20 protein-coding genes are annotated in these 19,738 nt (G+C 55.6%); 10 read left to right on the forward strand and 10 right to left on the reverse strand.

Annotated features, from left to right (window positions below):
- On the forward strand, positions 1-365 hold a 365-nt coding region (locus tag ABK821_RS23070; RefSeq protein ID WP_308564964.1), incomplete at its 5' end, for a fumarate hydratase C-terminal domain-containing protein.
- 52 nt (positions 366-417) lie between these two features.
- On the opposite strand, the gene ABK821_RS23075 is transcribed toward ABK821_RS23070, so the two are convergent.
- A complete protein-coding gene (locus ABK821_RS23075) occupies positions 418-1,428 on the reverse strand; it encodes a LacI family DNA-binding transcriptional regulator (protein ID WP_395034173.1) in 1,011 nt (336 codons plus the stop codon).
- A gap of 189 nt (positions 1,429-1,617) precedes the next feature.
- On the opposite strand from ABK821_RS23075, the gene ABK821_RS23080 reads away from it, so the two are divergent.
- Together ABK821_RS23080 and ABK821_RS23085 are read left to right on the forward strand one after the other, a co-directional pair.
- Positions 1,618-2,709 carry a cellulase family glycosylhydrolase gene (locus ABK821_RS23080; RefSeq protein WP_308564967.1) on the forward strand — a complete coding sequence of 364 codons (1,092 nt, stop codon included), beginning with the start codon at positions 1,618-1,620 and terminating at the stop codon, positions 2,707-2,709.
- Positions 2,710-2,767: 58 nt separating this feature from the next.
- Complete coding sequence (locus tag ABK821_RS23085; protein WP_138358943.1) at positions 2,768-4,150, forward strand: MFS transporter; 1,383 nt, start codon at positions 2,768-2,770, stop codon at positions 4,148-4,150.
- Between the two features lie 39 nt (positions 4,151-4,189).
- On the opposite strand, the gene pcaC is transcribed toward ABK821_RS23085, so the two are convergent.
- Genes pcaC through ABK821_RS23115 form a run of 6 tightly spaced genes read right to left on the reverse strand, consistent with a single transcriptional unit; the run spans position 4,190 to position 9,245 of the window.
- Positions 4,190-4,570: a 4-carboxymuconolactone decarboxylase gene (pcaC, locus tag ABK821_RS23090; protein ID WP_395034174.1), complete on the reverse strand. Its 381-nt coding sequence runs from the start codon at positions 4,568-4,570 to the stop codon at positions 4,190-4,192.
- The gene (gene pcaD, locus ABK821_RS23095; RefSeq protein ID WP_142501354.1) at positions 4,560-5,327 is read right to left on the reverse strand and encodes a 3-oxoadipate enol-lactonase; all 768 of its coding nucleotides are present in this window, start codon (positions 5,325-5,327) and stop codon (positions 4,560-4,562) included. The genes pcaC and pcaD overlap by 11 nt, the downstream gene beginning before the upstream one ends.
- A complete protein-coding gene (locus ABK821_RS23100) occupies positions 5,317-6,669 on the reverse strand; it encodes a 3-carboxy-cis,cis-muconate cycloisomerase (RefSeq protein ID WP_308564972.1) in 1,353 nt (450 codons plus the stop codon). The genes pcaD and ABK821_RS23100 overlap by 11 nt, the downstream gene beginning before the upstream one ends.
- Positions 6,670-6,678: 9 nt before the next feature.
- Positions 6,679-7,881 carry a 3-oxoadipyl-CoA thiolase gene (gene pcaF, locus ABK821_RS23105; protein ID WP_138358951.1) on the reverse strand — a complete coding sequence of 401 codons (1,203 nt, stop codon included), beginning with the start codon at positions 7,879-7,881 and terminating at the stop codon, positions 6,679-6,681.
- A 10-nt stretch (positions 7,882-7,891) separates the two neighbouring features.
- Positions 7,892-8,548 carry a 3-oxoacid CoA-transferase subunit B gene (locus tag ABK821_RS23110; protein ID WP_343179010.1) on the reverse strand — a complete coding sequence of 219 codons (657 nt, stop codon included), beginning with the start codon at positions 8,546-8,548 and terminating at the stop codon, positions 7,892-7,894.
- Between the two features lie 10 nt (positions 8,549-8,558).
- The gene (locus ABK821_RS23115) at positions 8,559-9,245 is read right to left on the reverse strand and encodes a 3-oxoacid CoA-transferase subunit A (protein ID WP_138358955.1); all 687 of its coding nucleotides are present in this window, start codon (positions 9,243-9,245) and stop codon (positions 8,559-8,561) included.
- Positions 9,246-9,412: 167 nt separating this feature from the next.
- Here ABK821_RS23115 and ABK821_RS23120 point away from each other — a divergent pair, with 167 nt between their 5' ends.
- Complete coding sequence (locus tag ABK821_RS23120) at positions 9,413-10,219, forward strand: IclR family transcriptional regulator C-terminal domain-containing protein (RefSeq protein WP_138358957.1); 807 nt, start codon at positions 9,413-9,415, stop codon at positions 10,217-10,219.
- On the opposite strand, the gene smrA is transcribed toward ABK821_RS23120, so the two are convergent.
- Together smrA and ABK821_RS23130 are read right to left on the reverse strand one after the other, a co-directional pair.
- The gene (gene smrA, locus ABK821_RS23125; RefSeq protein ID WP_343179009.1) at positions 10,216-10,779 is read right to left on the reverse strand and encodes a DNA endonuclease SmrA; all 564 of its coding nucleotides are present in this window, start codon (positions 10,777-10,779) and stop codon (positions 10,216-10,218) included. The two genes, ABK821_RS23120 and smrA, sit on opposite strands and share 4 nt — an antisense overlap.
- A 107-nt stretch (positions 10,780-10,886) precedes the next feature.
- Positions 10,887-11,795 carry a LysR family transcriptional regulator gene (locus tag ABK821_RS23130; RefSeq protein WP_142501355.1) on the reverse strand — a complete coding sequence of 303 codons (909 nt, stop codon included), beginning with the start codon at positions 11,793-11,795 and terminating at the stop codon, positions 10,887-10,889.
- A 165-nt stretch (positions 11,796-11,960) separates the two neighbouring features.
- Between ABK821_RS23130 and ABK821_RS23135 the strand changes: the two genes are divergently transcribed.
- The 6 genes from ABK821_RS23135 to uspE all read left to right on the forward strand — a co-directional run bounded on the left by ABK821_RS23135 (position 11,961) and on the right by uspE (position 19,103).
- On the forward strand, positions 11,961-13,271 hold the full coding sequence (locus tag ABK821_RS23135) for a M20 family metallo-hydrolase (protein WP_343179008.1): 1,311 nt from the start codon (positions 11,961-11,963) through the stop codon (positions 13,269-13,271).
- Positions 13,271-14,716, forward strand: a complete 1,446-nt coding sequence (locus tag ABK821_RS23140; protein WP_308564985.1) for a M20 family metallopeptidase — start codon at positions 13,271-13,273, stop codon at positions 14,714-14,716. Before ABK821_RS23135 ends, ABK821_RS23140 begins: the two co-directional genes overlap by 1 nt.
- A gap of 130 nt (positions 14,717-14,846) precedes the next feature.
- Positions 14,847-16,373, forward strand: a complete 1,527-nt coding sequence (gene abgT, locus ABK821_RS23145; RefSeq protein WP_343179007.1) for a p-aminobenzoyl-glutamate transporter — start codon at positions 14,847-14,849, stop codon at positions 16,371-16,373.
- Positions 16,374-16,552: 179 nt separating this feature from the next.
- On the forward strand, positions 16,553-17,068 hold the full coding sequence (gene ogt, locus ABK821_RS23150; protein ID WP_138358969.1) for a methylated-DNA--[protein]-cysteine S-methyltransferase: 516 nt from the start codon (positions 16,553-16,555) through the stop codon (positions 17,066-17,068).
- 194 nt (positions 17,069-17,262) lie between these two features.
- On the forward strand, positions 17,263-18,015 hold the full coding sequence (fnr, locus tag ABK821_RS23155; RefSeq protein WP_004102577.1) for a fumarate/nitrate reduction transcriptional regulator Fnr: 753 nt from the start codon (positions 17,263-17,265) through the stop codon (positions 18,013-18,015).
- 137 nt (positions 18,016-18,152) lie between these two features.
- A complete protein-coding gene (uspE, locus tag ABK821_RS23160; protein WP_138358971.1) occupies positions 18,153-19,103 on the forward strand; it encodes a universal stress protein UspE in 951 nt (316 codons plus the stop codon).
- A 336-nt stretch (positions 19,104-19,439) separates the two neighbouring features.
- Here the strand turns inward: uspE and ABK821_RS23165 are convergent, their stop codons facing one another.
- Positions 19,440-19,628, reverse strand: coding sequence for a YdiH family protein (locus ABK821_RS23165; RefSeq protein WP_138358973.1), 189 nt, complete (start codon positions 19,626-19,628; stop codon positions 19,440-19,442).
- Between the last annotated feature and the right edge of the window lie 110 nt (positions 19,629-19,738).

The following is a 19,738-nucleotide window of genomic DNA, read 5'->3' on the forward strand; positions in this document are numbered from 1 at the left end:
AGGGTTATGCTTCCGGCTCGCTCGGTCCGACCACCGCCGGGCGCATGGATTCCTATGTGGACCTGCTTCAGGCGCACGGTGCAAGCATGGTGATGCTGGCCAAAGGCAACCGCAGCCAGCAGGTGACTGACGCCTGCCATAAACACGGCGGTTTCTATCTCGGCAGCATCGGCGGCCCGGCAGCGGTGCTGGCGCAGCAGAGCATTAAGAGCCTGGCGTGCGTGGCGTACCCGGAACTGGGAATGGAAGCCATCTGGAAAATCGAAGTGGAAAATTTCCCGGCCTTTATTCTGGTAGACGATAAAGGTAACGACTTCTTCCAGCAGATCCAGAATAAGCAGTGCGCAGGTTGTTCACAACGTTAGCGTCAGGTTAGCCTGACGCTCAGGGCCGCCACATGGCGGCCTGCTTTATCCCCTATTCCCGCAAACTCGATTTCCGCGTTTTCAACCGCCCGGCAAGCGTTACGTGGGTGGCCGCATCCTCTTCGTTACACAAATACTCCACGGCAAGCCGCCCCAGTTCGCTGTAAGGTAACTGGATACTGGTTAATGGCGGTGTCAACTGTTCGGAAATTTTTTGATCGTCGTAACCCGCCACCAGAATATCGTCGGGAATTACTATGCCCTGCTTCGCCAGCGCCTGATAGCAGCCAATCGTCAGCCAGTCACTGGCGCAAAAAATAGCATCAGGTGGTGTTTCCAGCGCCAACAGCTTTAGCGTCGCCTGATAAGATTCACTGAACTGCCAGTTAGTTTCGCAAACCCATTCATTCAATACGGTAATTTCCGCCTGCTCCAGCGCCGCACGCCATCCTGCCAGACGCTGCTTTGTGGCATCCATCCATGCTTCACCGGTAACATGCGCCACGCGCCGTGCGCCCTGATGAATCAGGTGGCGCGTCATCTGGAAGGCGTTGGCGTAATCATCCGGCACAAAAGACGGCAGCAACGGCGAGTCGGGGTCCCGCTGGTTAAGCAGCACCAAAGGCAGTTCAGTACAATCGCGAAACTGAGACATATCGCTAACGGCGGTCACCGGCGAAGCCAGGATAATCCCCACACAGTTACGTTTCTCCAGTTGGCGGATTATGTTGAGCGCCAGCTCCGCATCATCACCATATTCATATACCGTCAACAGGATTTCATTGCGCCATGCCGCTTCGCGAGCCTGGCTAATGGCATCAATAAACGGATCATAGCTTTGCAATGATCCGATCAGCAGCGCGATCTCTTCTTGATTACGCGGAGAGTGGATCGCAGGCAAGCGGGCATACCCCAGCGCCGTCGCCACTTCGATCACCCTCTGGCGCGTCTCTTCGCTGAGTTTAATATTGCGTGACTGATTGAGCACCAACGATACCGTGGCCTGAGAAACGCCTGCGGTTCTGGCAATATCGTTCATCGTCACTTTCGTTTTACGCTTCATCATCCCTTCCCTTTGCCCATGGAATCAACATCATAACCGCAGTTTGCCTCAGTTGCGCTCTCGCTCACGTTTCTTCACCTTGATGCCGCCAGTATTGTGACCATTTTCGCATTTTTTCATTTCGCGATTTGCTCATTACTACACCAGCTAATATTTATTAGCTAATTATTATCAACTACTGAGGCAACAATGAAAAAGCAGTGGACACAAGACGAAGCACAATCGTGGTATGCGCAGCAGGGATGGCTATGCGGCTTTAACTATCTTCCGTCAACGGCGGTGAACTGGACCGATATCTGGCAGGCAGACACTTTCGATACGCAGACCATCGACCGTGAGCTCGGATGGGCGGCAAACGTCGGCTATAACACCCTGCGCATCAATCTGCCGTTTATTGTCTGGCAGCATGATCGTGATGGATTGATTGCCCGTATCGACCAGTTTCTGGCTCTGGCCGATAAACACGGCTTTCGTACAATGCTGACGCTGATGGACGACTGTGGATTCTCCGGCGATGAACCCTATCTTGGGCCGCAAAAAGCGCCGGTCCCCGGGAAACACAACAGCCAGGCGGCCGCCAGCCCGGGACGAGAAATCGTCTGTAACCGTAACGCCTGGCCGGAAGTCGAACGCTATTTACGTGATATTGTGCGCCAGTTTCGCGACGACCGTCGCGTGCTGCTCTGGGATCTGTATAACGAACCGGGCAATCGCGGCATTTTTTCAACCGGCACCGTCGAAATACTGTACGACGAAAAACTGGAGCATTACGCCCTGCAGCTCATGCAGGAAGCATTTCGTTGGGTACGGGAAGAGGATCCGACGCAGCCGCTTACCGTCTGCGTATGGAAATTAGCTGAAGAAATGGAAAATGAAGTTTTCTATCAGCACCCGTTAGACCAGACGGCGCTGGCGCTCTCCGATGTGATCAGCTTCCACGCCTACACCAATACTGCCCGGATGGTCGCCATTATTCACCAGCTACAGCAACTCGGGCGGCCGCTATTCTGCACCGAATGGCTGGCACGTCATGTTGGCAGTCTGATAGAGGAACAGCTCCCCCTGATGTTCGCCGCCAAAGTTGCCCCCTACCAGTGGGGACTCGTACGCGGCAAAACCCAGACCTGGCTACCGTGGCCTGTGGTGATGAAAAACTCGGCGGACTACTGCCGTCTGTGGTTCCACGATGTATTTGACGAAAACGGCATTCCGTTTTCCAAAGCCGAAATGGCGCTGGTGCATAAACTGAGCCGGATCGGCCTGTCTTCAGATAAAGCATAAAAACAATATCTCTACAGATGCGCCGCCCTACAATGGTCGGCGCTTGAGGGAACACACCATGAAAATACCTTCTCGTGAATTATGGTCCTATTTTGGCTATGGTTTAGGCCAGTGTTTTAGTTTTGGCTTAGTCGGTTCATTTATTAACTATTTTTATACTGACGTGCTGGGGATCTCCGCCCTGGCGGCAAGCACCATCTTTTTGATCGCCCGCGCATGGGATGCGATCCACGACCCGCTCTTCGCCAGCATTATGGACACGCTCAACAGCCGCTTCGGTAAGTTTCGCCACTTCCTGCTGATCGCCCCGCTGCTGATAACCGGCGTTACCCTGCTGGCGTTTTACAAAATTGAAGCCGATCTCACCACAAAGATCCTCTATGCCGGCGTTACCTATATTTTATGGGGGACTCTGTACGCTATTTCCGACATTCCGTTCTGGTCGATGTCATCCGTGATGACTAACGACTCCGGCCAGCGTACGCGCGCAGTGACCGCGGCGATGCTTGGGGTGAACGCGGGCATCGCCTGCGCAAATATATTCTTCCCCAAACTGGCGGCCTTTTTCGCCCAGTACAGCAATGACAAAGGCTATTTTATGGCCGCACTGGTGATGATGATGGTGGGGTTGCCGCTGATGCTAAACGGATTTATGCAGATTAAGGAGCGCGTGCCGCCCAGCCCGGAAAAAGTCACAATGCGAGATACCTTCCGCAACCTGCGCCGCAATAAGCCACTGTTTATTATTCTGCTGTCGTTTTTCTTTTGCGTTTTTCACAATGTCGCCAACGGCATTTACATCTACTTCTTTATCTATAACCTGGGTGATGCCAGCCTGCAAATGGCGATCGGCATAATGGGAATTGTTGCCGCCGTGCTCTGCCTGATTGCCCCGCTTCTCACCCGACATATGCAGAAACGCCGCCTGTTTATGATCCTTTGCGCGCTGGATATCCTCGTTCGTTTGCTGATGTGGTTTATCGGTTACCAGCATGTGGCAATACTGTTCCTGCTACTTGGTCTGAGTACACTGTTTGTCATGATGAGCAACATCCTGACGTCATCAATGATTGCTGATACCATCGAATACGCCGAATACCACACTCATCGCCGCTGTGCGGCCATCACCTTCTCTGGCCAGACGTTTACCGGCAAAATGTCTGTCGCCGTCGGCGGCGGCCTGATTGGCATCTGGCTAACCATGATAGGCTACATTCCGCAAGCACAAAGCCAGAGCGACAGCGTACTCACCGGACTGTTCTTCGGAATCTGCCTTCTTCCGGCCATCGGGTCGTTAATTCGCCTGCTTTGTATGTCCCGTTTTACCTTCACTGAAGAGAAACATGCGGAGATCTGTCGGCTGCTGGCACTACGCCGACAAAATGCGGAGGTTGATGCTGAAGCGCCGAACGCTGACGCGCGTCCGGCCTCGGTAAACTAACGTGCGATCCCCGGTGGGGTGAAATAGACTACCGGGGATTTATCCTTCCCTCTCATCAAAAACCTGCTGCGCCAGGTGCATCGTGGCATTAGCGGCAGGCAGGCCGCAGTATAGCGCGGCGTGCATAATCAGCTCTTTTAGCTCATCGCGCGTGACGCCGTTATTAAACGCCGCGCGCAGGTGCATTTTCAGCTCAGCTTCGCGGTTCAGGGCAATCAGCATGGCGATGGTGATCATGCTACGGGTATGGTGATCCAGTCCCGGACGGGTCCAGGTTTCTCCCCAGGCGTAGCGGGTGATAAAATCCTGAAACTCTTCATTAAGCGGCGTCAGTTTTTGCAGAGTTTTATCGACATGGCGGTCGCCGAGAACCTTGCGCCGCACCGACATACCCTGCTGATAACGCTGTTTATCGTCCATCCCGCGCCCCCTGAATAAAAGACAACAGCGCGGCGCTGAACGCCTCCGGCGCTTCAATGTTGGATAAATGCGACGCCGCCAGTACCGTTATTTCAGCGACAGGGATCTGTTGTTGCAGGAAACGCGCATCGTCCACAGTAGTGACAGGGTCACTTTCACCGGCAATAATCAATACCGGTACAGGAATCTGCGCCACCTCGCCGCGCAGATCGGCAGCAGCCAGCGCTTCACAGCAGGCCGCGTAACCTTCAGCGTCGCTGCGGGTTAACTGGTGGCATAGGGCTTCCACCACGTCCGGAGCTTGCTGGCGAAACTGGCGGGTAAACCAGCGATCGGCTGCGCCTGCGGCGACCACATCCATGCCTTCCTGACGAACCGCCCGGGCACGCGACAGCCAGCCCGCCTGGTCACCGATCCGCGCCGCAGTATTAGCAACAGCCAGACCGTAAAAACGCTCTGGCGCAAAGCGCCCCAGCCACAGGCCGGTCAATCCGCCCATCGAAATCCCGCAGAACCAGGCTTTGTCGATATTAAGATGATCGAGCAGCGCAATCACATCTTCCCCAAGCTGCGCCAGCGTCACTTTGCCGTTTTTCCGCGTTTCACCATGACCATGGGTGTCGTAGCGCAGGACGCGGAAATGCCGGGTCAGGGCGTCGAGCTGCGGCTGCCACATCGCCCGGGTAGTACCCAACGAGTTAGACAGTACGATGACCGGCCCGTCTTCCGGCCCGTCAATCTGATAATCAACATTCATTACGTTGCTCCTTATAGCGCGCCACAACCTGGCGCACGAAGCGTTCAGCGCTGCCGGTTGCCGTTGCCGGATCCAGCAGTTGCGTTAAACGGCTGGGGGTAAGGTGCTCACTGACCAGCGGATCGTTTTCCAGCACGCTTAATAGTGAGTACGATTGATCCAGCGCCTGACGACACAGGGCTTCAATGCGGCGATGGGCTTCGGCTTTGCCAGTAAATTCCGCCAGCGCCAGCGTCACCGCTTCCGCCATAATCAGACCATGAGTGATATCCAGGTCGGCGCGCATTTTATGCGGATACACCTGCATATCGCGCACCAGCGCGTCGCTCTGCGCCAGTGCGCCGCCGACCAAAGTAATCAGTTCAGGCAGTGTTTCCCACTCCGCCTGCCAGCCGCCAAGCGCCCGTTCGTGCTGCTGAATCTGAGCGGCGTACAGTGTCGCCACCAGCCCCGGCGTGCGTTGGGCGGCGGTCAAAATCGCCGCGCAGGAGACAGGATTGCGTTTATGCGGCATCGTGGACGATCCGCCGCGCCCTTCGGCAATCGGTTCGGCCACTTCCGCGACTTCGGTTTGCATCAGCAGGGAGAAGTCATTGGCGAATTTACCGAGAGTGCCGCAAACGCCAGCGTACCACGCCCCCACTTCTAACAACCGATCGCGCTGGCTGTGCCACGGCGTATCGGGAAGCGGCAGGTTAAGTGCTTTCGCCAGCGCGACGGCAACCTGCGGCGCCTGCGTCTTGAGGGAATCCAGCGTTCCCGCGGCGCCGCCAAATTGCAGCACCAGCACCCGCGAGCGCATCTCACGCAAACGGACTTGCCAGCGTAGCAGCGCATCCAGGGTCCCAGCCAGCTTGAGGCCAAAAGTTACCGGCAGCGCATGCTGCATCCAGGTCCGTCCGGGCATCACCGAGCCCCGATAACGTTCGGCCTGGCTGGCTAAAGCATCGAGCAGGCGCTGTAATAACGCCTCCGTGTCTGCCAGCGCCCCGCGCAGTTGCAGAATAAAACCGCTATCAATCACATCCTGGCTGGTGGCTCCCCAGTGGACATAACGCGCCGCCGCGTCATCCTGCGCCTTAACCCGCGCGGTAAGCTGTTTTACCAGCGGAATGGCAAGGTTGCCCGCACTGGCAGCAGCCTGCCCTAACGCCTCAAAGTCGATTTGCTGGTGCCGACACGCTTCGAGAATAGGGTTTAGCGCCGCCTGCGGCACCAGCCCGCACTCAGCCTGCGCGCGGGCAAGCGCGGCTTCAAAATCCAGCATTCCCTGTACCCGCTGCGCATCGCTGAACCAGGCGGTCAACGGACTGGTGCGCATCATCGGGGTCAACAAACTCATTCCGGCTCCTTAAACGCGTTCAATAATCAGCGCGATCCCCTGACCGACGCCGATACACATGGTGCACAGCGCATAGCGCCCGCCGGTACGACGTAGCTGATATGCCGCGGTCATCGCCAGACGGCCGCCTGAAGCCCCCAGCGGGTGACCGAGCGCAATTGCGCCACCATTAGGGTTCACCTGCGCCGCATCATCGGGCAGCCCCAGATCGCGCATCACCGCCAGCGCCTGAGCGGCAAAGGCTTCATTCAGTTCAATGACATCCATTTGACCAAGGGTCAGCCCGGTTTGCGCCAGTACCTTGCGAACCGCCGGTGCCGGGCCAAACCCCATAATACGCGGCGCCACCCCTGCCGTCGCGACGCCAACTACGCGCGCCAGCGGTTGTAAATCATTCGCCGCCAGCGCCTGTTCGCTGGCTAACAGCAGCGCACAGGCGCCGTCGTTTACCCCGGACGCATTACCCGCCGTCACCGTGCCGTCGGCGCGGACGACTCCACGTAGCTTCGCCAGCGCTTCCGCCGAAGTGCTGCGCGGATGCTCATCGCGGGTAAAAAGCAACGCGTCGCCCTTACGCTGCGGAACCGAAACGGCGATTAGCTCGTCGGCAAAACGCCCGGCCTCCTGCGCCGCCGCCGTACGCTGCTGGCTACGCAGCGCAAAGGCATCCTGGTCCGCGCGCGAAATAGCAAAATCGTCCGCCACGTTTTCCGCTGTTTCCGGCATGGAATCCACCCCATACAGCGCTTTCATCTGCGGGTTGATAAAGCGCCAGCCGATGGTGGTATCTTCCATCCGCATTGTACGGCTAAAAGCGCTTTCGGCTTTGCCCGTCACAAAGGGCGCACGCGACATGCTTTCGACGCCGCCGGCGATCATCAGTTGAGTTTCACCGCTTTTAATCGCCCGCGCAGCAATGCCGATCGCATCAAGACTGGAACCACACAGGCGGTTCACGGTACTGCCCGGCACGCTATCCGGCAGCCCTGCCAGCAGCAACGCCATGCGGGCGACATTACGGTTATCTTCCCCGGCCTGGTTAGCACAACCGTAAATCACATCATCAATACGTGTCGGATCGAGGCCTGGGTTGCGTTCCAGTAGCGCGTTGAGCGGCAGCGCAGCGAGATCGTCGGCGCGTACGGTCGCCAGAGTGCCGCCAAAACGGCCGAACGGCGTACGTACCGCATCACAGATAAACGCCTGATTCATCTTAGGTTCCTTATGCGATTTCCGCCAGTTGTTCAAAGGTCAGCGCCACCGGGGTGATACGCTGCAGTTCCTCAAAAGAGAGGCCGTTAAAGATTTCCCGCACCACCGGGCCATTTTCGCTGATATCGATCACCGCCAGATCGGTATAGATACGGCTTACGCAGCGAACGCCGGTCAACGGGTAAGTGCAGTGCTCCACCAGCTTACATTCGCCGTTGCGAGTGAGATGATCCATCATCACAAACACCTGACGGGCGCCGATGGCCAGATCCATCGCGCCGCCGACCGCGGGTATCGCATCGGGCGCGCCGGTGCTCCAGTTCGCCAGATCGCCGCTGGCGGAAACCTGGTAGGCCCCAAGAACGCAGATATCAAGATGACCGCCGCGCATCATGGCGAAGGAGTCGCCATGATGGAAATAGCAGCCGCCCTTGAGCAGAGTCACATACTCTTTCCCGGCGTTAATCAGATCCGGGTCCTCTTCCCCCGGCAACGGTTCCGCCCCCATCCCCAGCAGACCGTTTTCACTGTGCAGGAAGATCTCCTTATCGGCCGGGAGATAGTTGGCGATACGGGTCGGTAAACCGATCCCCAGATTGACGTAAGCGCCTTCAGGAATATCACGGGCCACACGCTGGGCCATCTCATCGCGAGTGAGTTTTTGCATTACGGGCTCCTCAGGCGCTTTTAGCGGCATTCAGGTTTTCCAGGGAATAGACGCGCTGGACAAAAATGCCCGGCGTGATGATGCTTTCCGGGTCGAGATCGCCCAGAGCCACCAGGTGCGAAACTTCAACAATGGTGGTTCTGGCGGCAGTGGCCATAATCGGGCCGAAGTTACGCGCCGCTTTGCGATAAACCAGGTTGCCCCAGCGGTCTGCCTGATAGGCTTTAATTAACGCGAAATCGGCTTTGATCGGATATTCGAGAACGTAATGACGGCCATCGATCTGGCGGGTTTCTTTGCCCTCAGCCAGCGGCGTCCCGTAACCGGTGGGGGTAAATATCCCGCCAAGCCCCGCGCCTGCCGCCTGAATACGCGCGGCGAGATTGCCCTGCGGGACCAGTTCCAACGCCACTTTGCCGCGACGATACAGGTCGTCAAAAATCTGTGAGTCGACCTGACGCGGGAAAGAGCAGATCATTTTGCGCACCCGCCCGGCTTTCAGCAGCGCCGCAAGGCCGACTTCGCCATTACCCGCATTGTTGTTGATAATGGTTAAGTCGCGGGCTCCCTGTTCTATCAGGGCATCTATCAGGTATGTCGGCTGACCGGCAGGGCCAAAACCACCAATCATAATGGTCGCGCCATCGTGGATCCCGGCAATGGCATCACATAATGTCGACACGCTTTTATCAATCATCAGGTCGCTCCTGTATGTGCGGTAATCGCACTTTTATTCGTTGTTCGCACAAAATGTGACCCGCTTAACGATGCCGGTCAAGGGCGATAATCGAAATATGGTGCGATAATCGAACATCGTGTATCTTTAGCGAAAGAATGTGATCGGCGGCAAATACGGAGACGAAAATGGCGAAACATCCAGGCGATTTACTGACGGGCGATAGCGAACCGTTTAAGGGCGATCCGAACTTCATGGCGTCGCTGGCGCGCGGGCTGGAAGTGATCCAGGCGTTTACGCCGCAGCGTCCGCTGCTCTCCATTTCACAAATCAGTCAAAAGACCGGTATCCCGCGCGCGGCGGTGCGCCGCTGCCTGTACACGCTGAGCAAACTGGGGTTTGTCTATGCCGAAGATGGCAAAAACTTTCAGCTACGTCCGCGCATTCTGTCACTCGGCCACGCCTGGCTGGCATCAACCCCGCTGGCGCGTTCGGCACAGCCGGTGCTGAAACATTTAAGCGAAATGCTCAATGAATCCTGCTCCATTGCCACGCTTGATGGCGACGATATTCTGTATATTGCCCGCGCGTCGAGTTCACGAATAATGACCATCGATCTGGACATCGGCAGCCGTCTGCCCGCCTGGGCGACCTCTATGGGGCGCGTACTGCTGAGCCACCAGCCGGAGGAGAAACTGAATGATATGCTGGGCCGGGTAACGATGATCCGCTATACCCCGCAAACCGTCGATTCGGTGGCAAAGCTGCGCGCGGAACTTAAGCGCATTCATCAGCAGGGCTATGCGCTTAACGATCAGGAACTGGAGATGGGACTGCGTTCGCTGGCGGTACCGCTGTTTAACCCGCAGGGGCAAATCCAGGCGGCGCTGAACGTCGGCGTGCATGCCGGGCAGGTATCAGCGCACGAGATGGTGGAGCGGGTCTTACCCGAATTACAGAAAGCCGCCCGGGAGTTAACCCTGCTGATGCGTTAGCGGCTATGTTTAGCGTGACGCTCCCAGTTTTCTTGCTTTGCCTCGGCCGATTTCCGCAGCGCCACATAACAGGCGCCGTTACCGCCGTGATGCGGCAATGCCGCGCAGAACGCCTGTACTTCCGGGAGTTCCACCAGCCAACGAGCGAGGTAACTGCGAATAATATTGGCATGGGCGTTGTCTTCGCGCCCTTTGCCGTGAACGATCAGCAGATTGCGCAACCCTTCTTTTTGCGCCTGGACCACAAAAGCGAACAGCATTTGTCGACACTTTTCGACCGGCTGGCGCAGCAGATTAAGGCTTGCCTGCTGGCTGTACTTGCCGCGCTGGAGTTTCTCCAGCACTCCGCTTTGCAGACCTTCCCGTTTAAACTCCAGCGCGGTCGCCAGCGGCACAATGTCGAGATAACCGGTGGTCAGAAAATTATCGAGCTGCAGGGGATCAATTCGCTGCACAGTGCGACGATTGCGCACAGGAGACCAGTGAACGTCGTTATTACGTTTCAGAGGCTGAACGTCCTCCATGGCGCCAAGAAATAAGGATTTGTCGTCAAGGTTCATATGCGTTCCTCCTGCTCCAGCGACTACCGGGAGTTACTATAGCCGCGACGACGTTTGCTCACAATCCGTTTAGCGACAACGGTTGAGAAACAGACCCGTCGCGGCGCTCAGGGAAATAACTGACGGCTTTGACGTCGAAACTGGGTAATTAACGAGGCCGTTAACGGCGTTTGTCGTGTATCCCGTCGCTGGATGAGATAATAGGTCGCCTTTGGCAATACCTCGCGGATCGGGATCATGACCAGCTTATCCGCCATCATCGGATCGTTGCCTAACTCCAGCGGCAAAATACTGAGGAAATCGCTCTTCACCACCAGGCTAATACATGAAGAGAAGGTCTCGCAGACGATATCAACCTGTGGTATCTGTCCCGTCTGGTTAAACAGATCCTGCAGTTGCTTAAAGTAGCTGCCGCGCGGCGTCGGCATCGTCCAGTGGTGATCGAGCAGTTCAGCCAGTGAGGACGCCCCGATTGCGGGATGCCCACTGCGGGCAAATACCGCAAACGGTTTCTCAAACAGTTTTTCAAAGCTGAACTCATGATCGTAAGGGCCGGGATAATAGGTGTTGATAGTGAAATCAAGCTCACCCTGACGCAGTTCATTGATCATCGCCAGCAACTGCCCTTCCATGATCCGCACTTTCACCAGCGGATGGCGCTGATGAAAACGGCAAATCACCGATGGCATCAGCGAACGCGCGACGCTGGCGCCAAGGCCGATATTAATTTGCCCGGCCTGCTCCCCCTGCCGCTGCAACAGCTCTTCCTGCGCCACTCGCATCTCTTCAAGGATCAGACTCGCATGCTGGTAAAAACTTTCGCCATTTTCAGTCAGCGCCACCCCCTGGCGACGGCGCACAAATAACTGTGCGGAAAGCCCCTCTTCCAGCTCTTTAATCGCTTTGGTCAGCGCTGGCTGCGAGATCTCCAGCGCCCGACTGGCGGCACGAATACTTCCCACGCGGGCGACCGCCACGAAGGCGCGAATTTGATGAAATTTGATCTGAAATGCCATGCCTGAATGATAACCAATGTTTATCAGAGAAAAGAAAATGACATCTACTGTAATACATCATGCTGTGGCAGGTTAATGGAGAAATCGCCAGAAAGACGGCGGTGATAAATGAAAACTATCACTAATTGAGCGCCGTCACACTTTTTTATTATGACAGGAAAGGTTATGCCGCAACTTCATGAATTCATCAGCCAGTTGGCGCCGCAAATGACGCAATGGCGTCGTGATTTTCACCTGCACGCCGAATCCGGCTGGCTGGAGTTCCGTACCGCCAGCATGGTCGCCGAGAGAGTAGACCAATACGGTTATCAACTGGCGCTCGGTCGCGATGTCATTGATGCCGAAAGCCGTATGGGGCTTCCCGATGACACGACGCTGGCGCAGGCCTGGCAACGCGCTCGTGAACAGGGGGCGCCCGAGCCCTGGCTGACCGCGTTTGAAGGCGGATTCGCTGGCGTCGTCGCGACCCTCGATACCGGGCGTCCCGGTCCGACGCTGGCATTTCGCGTCGATATGGATGCGCTCGACCTGAACGAGCAACACGACGATAACCATCGTCCGCATCGTGATAATTTTGCCTCCTGCAACCCAGGTATGATGCACGCCTGCGGTCATGATGGCCATACCGCCATTGGATTAGGGCTGGCCTGCGTGCTGAAACACTACGCGGCGCAGCTCCACGGTGTGATCAAGCTGATTTTCCAGCCAGCAGAGGAAGGAACCCGCGGCGCGCGCGCTATGGTCGCCGCGGGCGTACTTGATGATGTGGACTACTTCACCGCCATTCATATTGGCACTGGCGTCCCCACCGGTACCGTGGTCTGCGGTGGGGATAACTTTATGGCCACCACAAAATTCGACGTGCAGTTTAGCGGCGTGGCGGCCCATGCAGGCGGTAAACCGGAGGAGGGTCGCAACGCCCTTCTTGCCGCCGCACAGGCCGCACTGGGTCTGCATGCCATTGCGCCCCACAGCGCAGGCGCTTCCAGAGTGAACGTCGGCGTCCTGCAGGCCGGTACCGGGCGTAACATCGTTCCGTCTTCCGCATTGCTGAAAGTTGAAACCCGCGGCGAAACAGAAGCCATTAATCAGTATGTATTTGCGCGCGCGCAAAGCGTTATCGCCGGTGCTGCGGCGATGTACGACGCACGCTACGAACTTCGGCTAATGGGCGCCGCGACCACCAGTTCCCCCTCTCCGGCATGGGTGCGCTACCTGCGTGAACAGGCGTCTCAAGTGCCGGGCGTTGAACATGCCGTCGATCGCATTGCCGCACCGGCAGGATCTGAAGACGCCACGCTAATGATGGCGCGGGTACAGGAACGCGGTGGACTTGCCTCCTACATGATTTTCGGCACCGAATTAAGCGCCGGTCACCACAATGAAAAATTTGATTTCGACGAAAGCGTCATGACGATAGCGGTCGAGACGCTGGCGCGGGTCGCGCTCAATTTTCCCTGGCAGCGAGGCGTGTGATGGAAAAAATCTATCCATTTGTCGATGAGGTAATTGAAGCGCGGCGCGCGGATTTTTGCGCGATCGCCGATGATATCTGGGATCATCCGGAAACCCGATTCCAGGAGTTCTGGTCTGCCGGGCGGCTCGCCACGGCGCTGGAAGCTGAAGGCTTCCAGTTGACCCGCAATGCCGGCGGCATCCCCAACGCTTTTATTGCCAGCATCGGTCAGGGGAGACCGGTGATTGCCCTGCTTGGGGAATATGACGCGCTGGCCGGGCTCAGTCAGCGTGCTCATCATGCTGAGCCGTTCTCCGTCACACCGGGAGAGAACGGCCACGGCTGCGGACATAACCTGCTGGGCACCGCCGCGTTCGCCGCCGCAATCGCGGCAAAACACTGGCTTCTACAGCAGGGCGGCAGCGGTACCCTGCGTTTCTACGGTTGTCCAGGTGAAGAAGGCGGCTCCGGGAAAACCTTTATGGTGCGGGAAGGGCTATTTGACGACATTGATGCCGCCCTGACCTGGCACCCGGAAGCCTGGGCTGGCATGTTCAGCACCAGCACGCTCGCCAATATTCAAGCCGCGTGGCGCTTCACCGGTACGGCGGCACATGCGGCAAACTCACCCCATCTTGGCCGCAGCGCGCTGGATGCTGTAACCCTGATGACCACGGGGAGCAACTTTCTCAACGAACACATTATCGAAAAAGCGCGGGTGCATTACGCCATCACCGATACCGGCGGGGTATCGCCTAACGTTGTGCAGGCGCAGGCTGAAGTGCTGTATTTAATCCGGGCGCCGGAAATGGCCGATGTTCGGCAAATTTTCTCCCGTATTGAAAAGATCGCTCAGGGGGCCGCCCTGATGACTGAAACTCACGTCAGTTGTCGCATTGAAAAAGCCTGTTCCAGTTACCTGCCTAACCGTACGCTGGAAGCCGCAATGTATCAGGCGCTGAGCCATTACGGTACGCCGCAGTGGAGTGATGAAGAACGCGCCTTCGCCAGCAAAATCCGCGCCACGCTCAGCGCCAGCGATATCAATAACAGCCTGACAAATATTGCGCACACCGGCGGTGAAGAGGGTAAAGCCTTTGCCCGCCGTCACCGCCATACGCTGCTGATTGATGAAGTCGCGCCCTGGGCTGCAACGGATAACGTGCTTGCCGGTTCGACCGATGTCGGCGATGTCAGCTGGAAAGCGCCGGTGGCCCAGTGCTTTAGCCCCTGCTTCGCCATCGGTACGCCGTTGCATTCCTGGCAACTGGTTAGCCAGGGGAGAACCTCTGTCGCCCATAAAGGGATGCTGCTGGCCGGTAAAGTTCTGGGCGCAACGGCGATCCGTTTGTTCAGCGATAAGCCGTTACTGGAAAGCAGTCAGCAAGAGCTGGCTCAGGCACTGGTCGACACCCCCTACCAGTGCCCGATCCCACAAGACGTCATACCATCGGTTTTAAAATAACAACATAAAAAACAAGCAACAACCCGACTGGATTTTGTACGGCATGACGGCAGTCGCCAACAAAAATAACCGCCGACAGAACCTGGGTTCGCAACGCAACTAACACAACATCGATAACAGAGGAACGTCCATGAGTATGTCATCCATACCCTCGCCTGGCCCCAGCGGTAAGCTGTATGGCTGGGTTGAAAAAATAGGGAATAAAGTCCCGCATCCGTTTTTGCTTTTTATTTACCTGATTGTGGTGCTGATGACCGCCACCGCAATACTTTCCGCGCTGGATGTCGGCGTGCAGAATCCTGCCGATGGTTCGAGGGTGATGGTAAAGAATCTGCTCAGCGTTGAAGGTCTGCACTGGTTTTTGCCGAATGTGATTAAAAACTTCAGCGGCTTTGCACCGCTGGGCGCGATTCTGGCGCTGGTGCTCGGCGCCGGGTTTGCCGAACGCGTAGGTATGCTACCCTCGCTGATGGTGAAGATGTCATCCCATGTCAGCGCGCGCTACGCCAGCTATATGGTGCTGTTTATCGCCTTTTTCAGCCATATCTCGTCCGATGCGGCGCTGGTGATTATGCCGCCGCTTGGCGCGCTGATGTTTCTCGCCGTGGGCCGCCATCCGGTGGCGGGTCTGCTGGCGGCGATCGCAGGCGTCGGCTGCGGGTTTACCGCTAATTTACTGATCGTTACCACCGACGTCCTGCTCTCTGGCATCAGTACCGAAGCGGCAAAAACGCTCGATGCCTCGCTACACGTCAGCGTTATCGATAACTGGTATTTTATGGCGACCTCAGTCATTGTCCTGACGCTGGTCGGCGGACTGGTCACTGATAAGTTGATCGAGCCGCGTCTGGGAAAGTGGCATGGAAAAAGCGATGAAACGCTGCAGACGTTAACGGCAGAGCAACACTTCGGTTTGCGTGTCGCGGGCATTGCCGCACTGCTCTTTGTGGCGGTTATCGCGCTGATGGTAGTACCAGAAAACGGTATCCTGCGCGATCCTGTCACGCACACCGTGATGCCCTCGCCATTTATAAAAAGCATCGTACCGCTGATTATCTTTTTCTTCTTTGTCGTGTCATTAGCTTACGGTATCGCCACGGGCAAAATTCGCCGTCAGGCCGATCTGCCGCAGTTAATGATTGAACCGATGAAAGAGATGGCGGGGTTTATCGTCATGGTCTTTCCGCTGGCCCAGTTCGTCGCCATGTTCAACTGGAGTAACATGGGCAAATTCATCGCTGTCGGCTTAACAGACATTCTGCAGAGCACCGGAATGAACGGAATACCGGCGTTTCTCGGTCTTGCATTGCTGTCGGCATTTTTATGTATGTTCATCGCCAGTGGTTCGGCAATCTGGTCAATTCTGGCGCCAATCTTCGTGCCGATGTTTATGCTGCTGGGCTTTCACCCGGCATTTGCGCAGATCCTGTTCCGCATTGCTGATTCGTCAGTGTTACCGCTCGCGCCAGTATCGCCTTTTATACCGTTGTTCCTCGGTTTTTTGCAGCGTTACCGACCTGATGCCAAACTGGGCACTTACTACTCGCTGATATTACCCTATCCGCTGATTTTCTTAGCCGTCTGGCTGCTGCTTCTGGTGGGGTGGTACCTGATGGGACTGCCTATCGGCCCCGGTATTTATCCACGATTACATTAACGTCATCATCGGTCAGGGACGGCCACCGAATATTTAACAAGGGACTGCGTTAACGGTTCAGTTACGTCACGTTTCGGCTTGTATTTATTATTCAATAACCTTTTAGCAGTATAGTTTGCCGACATAACGCCGTGATATTGTGGCCTATTGCCGAATAGAGTCTCAATGAAGGAATACCGATGCTGACGCTGTTGCAGGACAAAATCGACACCCCGCTGGGGCCACTGTGGGTGATTTGTGATGAGCAGTACCACTTACGCGCCGTGGAATGGGAAGAACATAGCGACCGCATGGCACAACTGCTGGATCTACACTATCGCAGTGAGGGATATCGACGTACTTCCGCCGTGAATCCTGGTGGGTTAAGCAGCAAACTCGCCGATTATTTCGCGGGGGATCTGCGTGTCATCGACACACTCCCCACCGCCACGGCAGGTACGCCGTTTCAACGGGACGTCTGGAACACGCTGCGCACAATCCCCTGTGGTCAGGTGATGCACTACGGCCAGCTTGCTGAAGCCCTGGGGCGTCCCGGCGCGGCGCGTGCGGTTGGCGCAGCTAATGGCGCGAACCCTGTTAGTATTGTGGTGCCCTGCCATCGGGTGATCGGGCGTAATGGCACAATGACCGGATACGCCGGCGGCGTACAGCGAAAAGAGTGGTTATTGCGCCACGAGGGCTATTTGCTCCTTTGAGCATAAATGCTTTTTCTGGAATCTTTTGGTAATTTTACAATTAAAATTACTCAGATAACTCATTTTTAAACAAGCTGTTAGGATTAATCATTGATTTCCCCTCCTAATATTGCGTCTTTGAGACGTTCTGGACTTACCTGCTCATCAAAAAGATGTTAAAATTGACTAATATCAATTAAAGCCTGAGCAGACTTATGATCCCGGAAAAGCGAATTATACGACGCATTCAGTCTGGTGGTTGTGCAATCCATTGCCAGGATTGCAGTATTAGCCAGCTTTGCATCCCTTTCACTCTGAACGAGCATGAGCTTGATCAGCTTGATAACATCATTGAGCGAAAAAAGCCGATCCAGAAAGGACAGACCTTATTCAAAGCTGGTGATGAGCTGAAATCGCTGTATGCAATTCGTTCTGGCACCATTAAAAGCTACACCATCACCGAACAGGGCGATGAGCAAATCACCGGTTTCCATCTGGCAGGCGATCTGGTTGGCTTTGACGCCATCGGCACCGGTCATCATCCGAGCTTTGCCCAGGCGCTGGAAACCTCAATGGTCTGCGAAATTCCGTTCGAAACGCTGGACGATCTTTCTGGCAAAATGCCCAATTTGCGTCAGCAGATGATGCGTCTCATGAGCGGCGAAATTAAAGGCGATCAGGATATGATTCTGCTGCTTTCCAAAAAGAACGCAGAAGAGCGTCTGGCGGCCTTTATCTACAACCTGTCTCGTCGTTTCGCCCAGCGCGGCTTTTCCCCGCGTGAATTCCGCCTCACGATGACCCGCGGCGATATTGGCAACTATCTGGGTCTGACGGTTGAAACCATCAGTCGCCTGCTGGGGCGTTTCCAGAAAAGCGGCATGCTGGCGGTGAAAGGGAAATACATCACCATCGAAAATAGTGACCTGCTGGCGCAACTTGCTGGCCAGGCTCGTAACGTCGCCTGATAACCCTTCCGTTTCCCGGTCAGATCGCGAATTTTTTCTAATTTGTTGATCTGACCTGGTTCATCCTCTGTTTCATTCCATCCATATAGGTTATCTTTTAATAACAGACTGTGGTGACAGTTGTAAGGAGCCCCTGTATGGCGAAGTATCAAAACATGCTGGTAGTCATCGACCCCAATCAGGACGATCAGCCTGCATTGCGGCGTGCGGTGTATCTGCACCAACGGATTGGTGGACGCATCAAAGCCTTTTTGCCGATCTATGATTTTTCTTATGAAATGACCACCCTGCTGTCTCCGGACGAGCGTACAGCGATGCGCCAGGGCGTCATCGGGCAGCGTACTGCCTGGATCCGTGAACAGGCCAAATTTTATATTGAGTCCGGCGTCCCCATTGATATTAAGGTCGTGTGGCATAACCGTCCTTTCGAGGCCATTATTCAGGAAATCATCAGCGATAAGCATGATTTAGTCCTGAAGATGGCGCATCAGCACGACAAACTGGAAGCCGTGATATTCACGCCCACCGACTGGCATCTGCTGCGCAAATGCCCATGCCCGGTATGGATGGTCAAAGATCAGCCATGGCCGGAAGGGGGTAAAGCGCTGGTCGCGGTCAACCTTGCCAGCGAAGAGAACTATCATGATGCGCTTAATGAAAAGCTGGTAAGAGAGACGATCGAACTGGCGGAACAGGTTAATCATACCGAAGTGCATTTGGTTAGCGCGTATCCGGTAACGCCAATCAACATCGCCATTGAACTCCCTGATTTTGACCCCAGCGTATATAACGATGCCATCCGTGGCCAGCATCTGCTGGCAATGAAGGCGTTACGGCAGAAATTCGGCATTGATGAAAACCGTACCCACGTTGAAAAAGGCTTACCTGAAGAGGTGATCCCCGATCTGTCGGAGCATTTGCAGGCAGGTATCGTTGTGTTGGGGACGATTGGTCGTACAGGACTGTCGGCGGCCTTCCTCGGCAATACTGCTGAACAGGTTATCGACCACCTGCGCTGCGACCTGCTGGCGCTGAAGCCGGATCAGTACCAGACGCCAGTGGAGCTGGATGACGAAGAAGATGATTAGCCCGGCGTTTACTTCGTGTCTTCCGCCGCGCGGTTAAGCCATTCGCAATGACTTAACCGCGCCTTATGGGCCTGAAGGGAGCGTTAATTGATAGTTTTGCGGCGTGAACCGCTTCACGTCGCTTTATCCGATCCAGCGCCTGTCCCAGGATGCGCGCCTGCACCCTCGCCGGCTTCCTGATATGCTCCCCCGCGGTAGGCCAGCAATAAATCTGCGGCGACAGGAGTCGTGAAAATTATATACAGCACCATTCAGGCCCAGTCGTTTTATATTTCTGGCAAAAATAAAGGGCCTTTCGGCCCCTGACATCACAACAAACATCGGTAACGTAAAACGTTAGTGGATACCTAACCGCCATGCGTGATCGATCTCTTCTCTAAGCTCCAGGGCTGAGAGCGCCATTAAATCAGCGAACTCAAGTTCCAGTACTTTCAGCTTTTTCAGATACTGCGCGGGGGTCAAAGCAGCAGGGTCACGACGCAGAAATTCGATGGCCAGTTGCGTGGGGGTTAACTCGGTATCCATAATATCCTCTGGTTGGATGAAAAACTGATTTATTATAACACGCCTGACTGGCTATTTTATGAGCAAATGATAACGACATCACACATATAAAAAAGCCGTCTCAGAAGAGA

It is taken from the genome of Klebsiella sp. KE9456 (assembly GCF_043832615.1).
GTDB classification, from domain to species: Bacteria; Pseudomonadota; Gammaproteobacteria; order Enterobacterales; family Enterobacteriaceae; genus Klebsiella; species Klebsiella indica.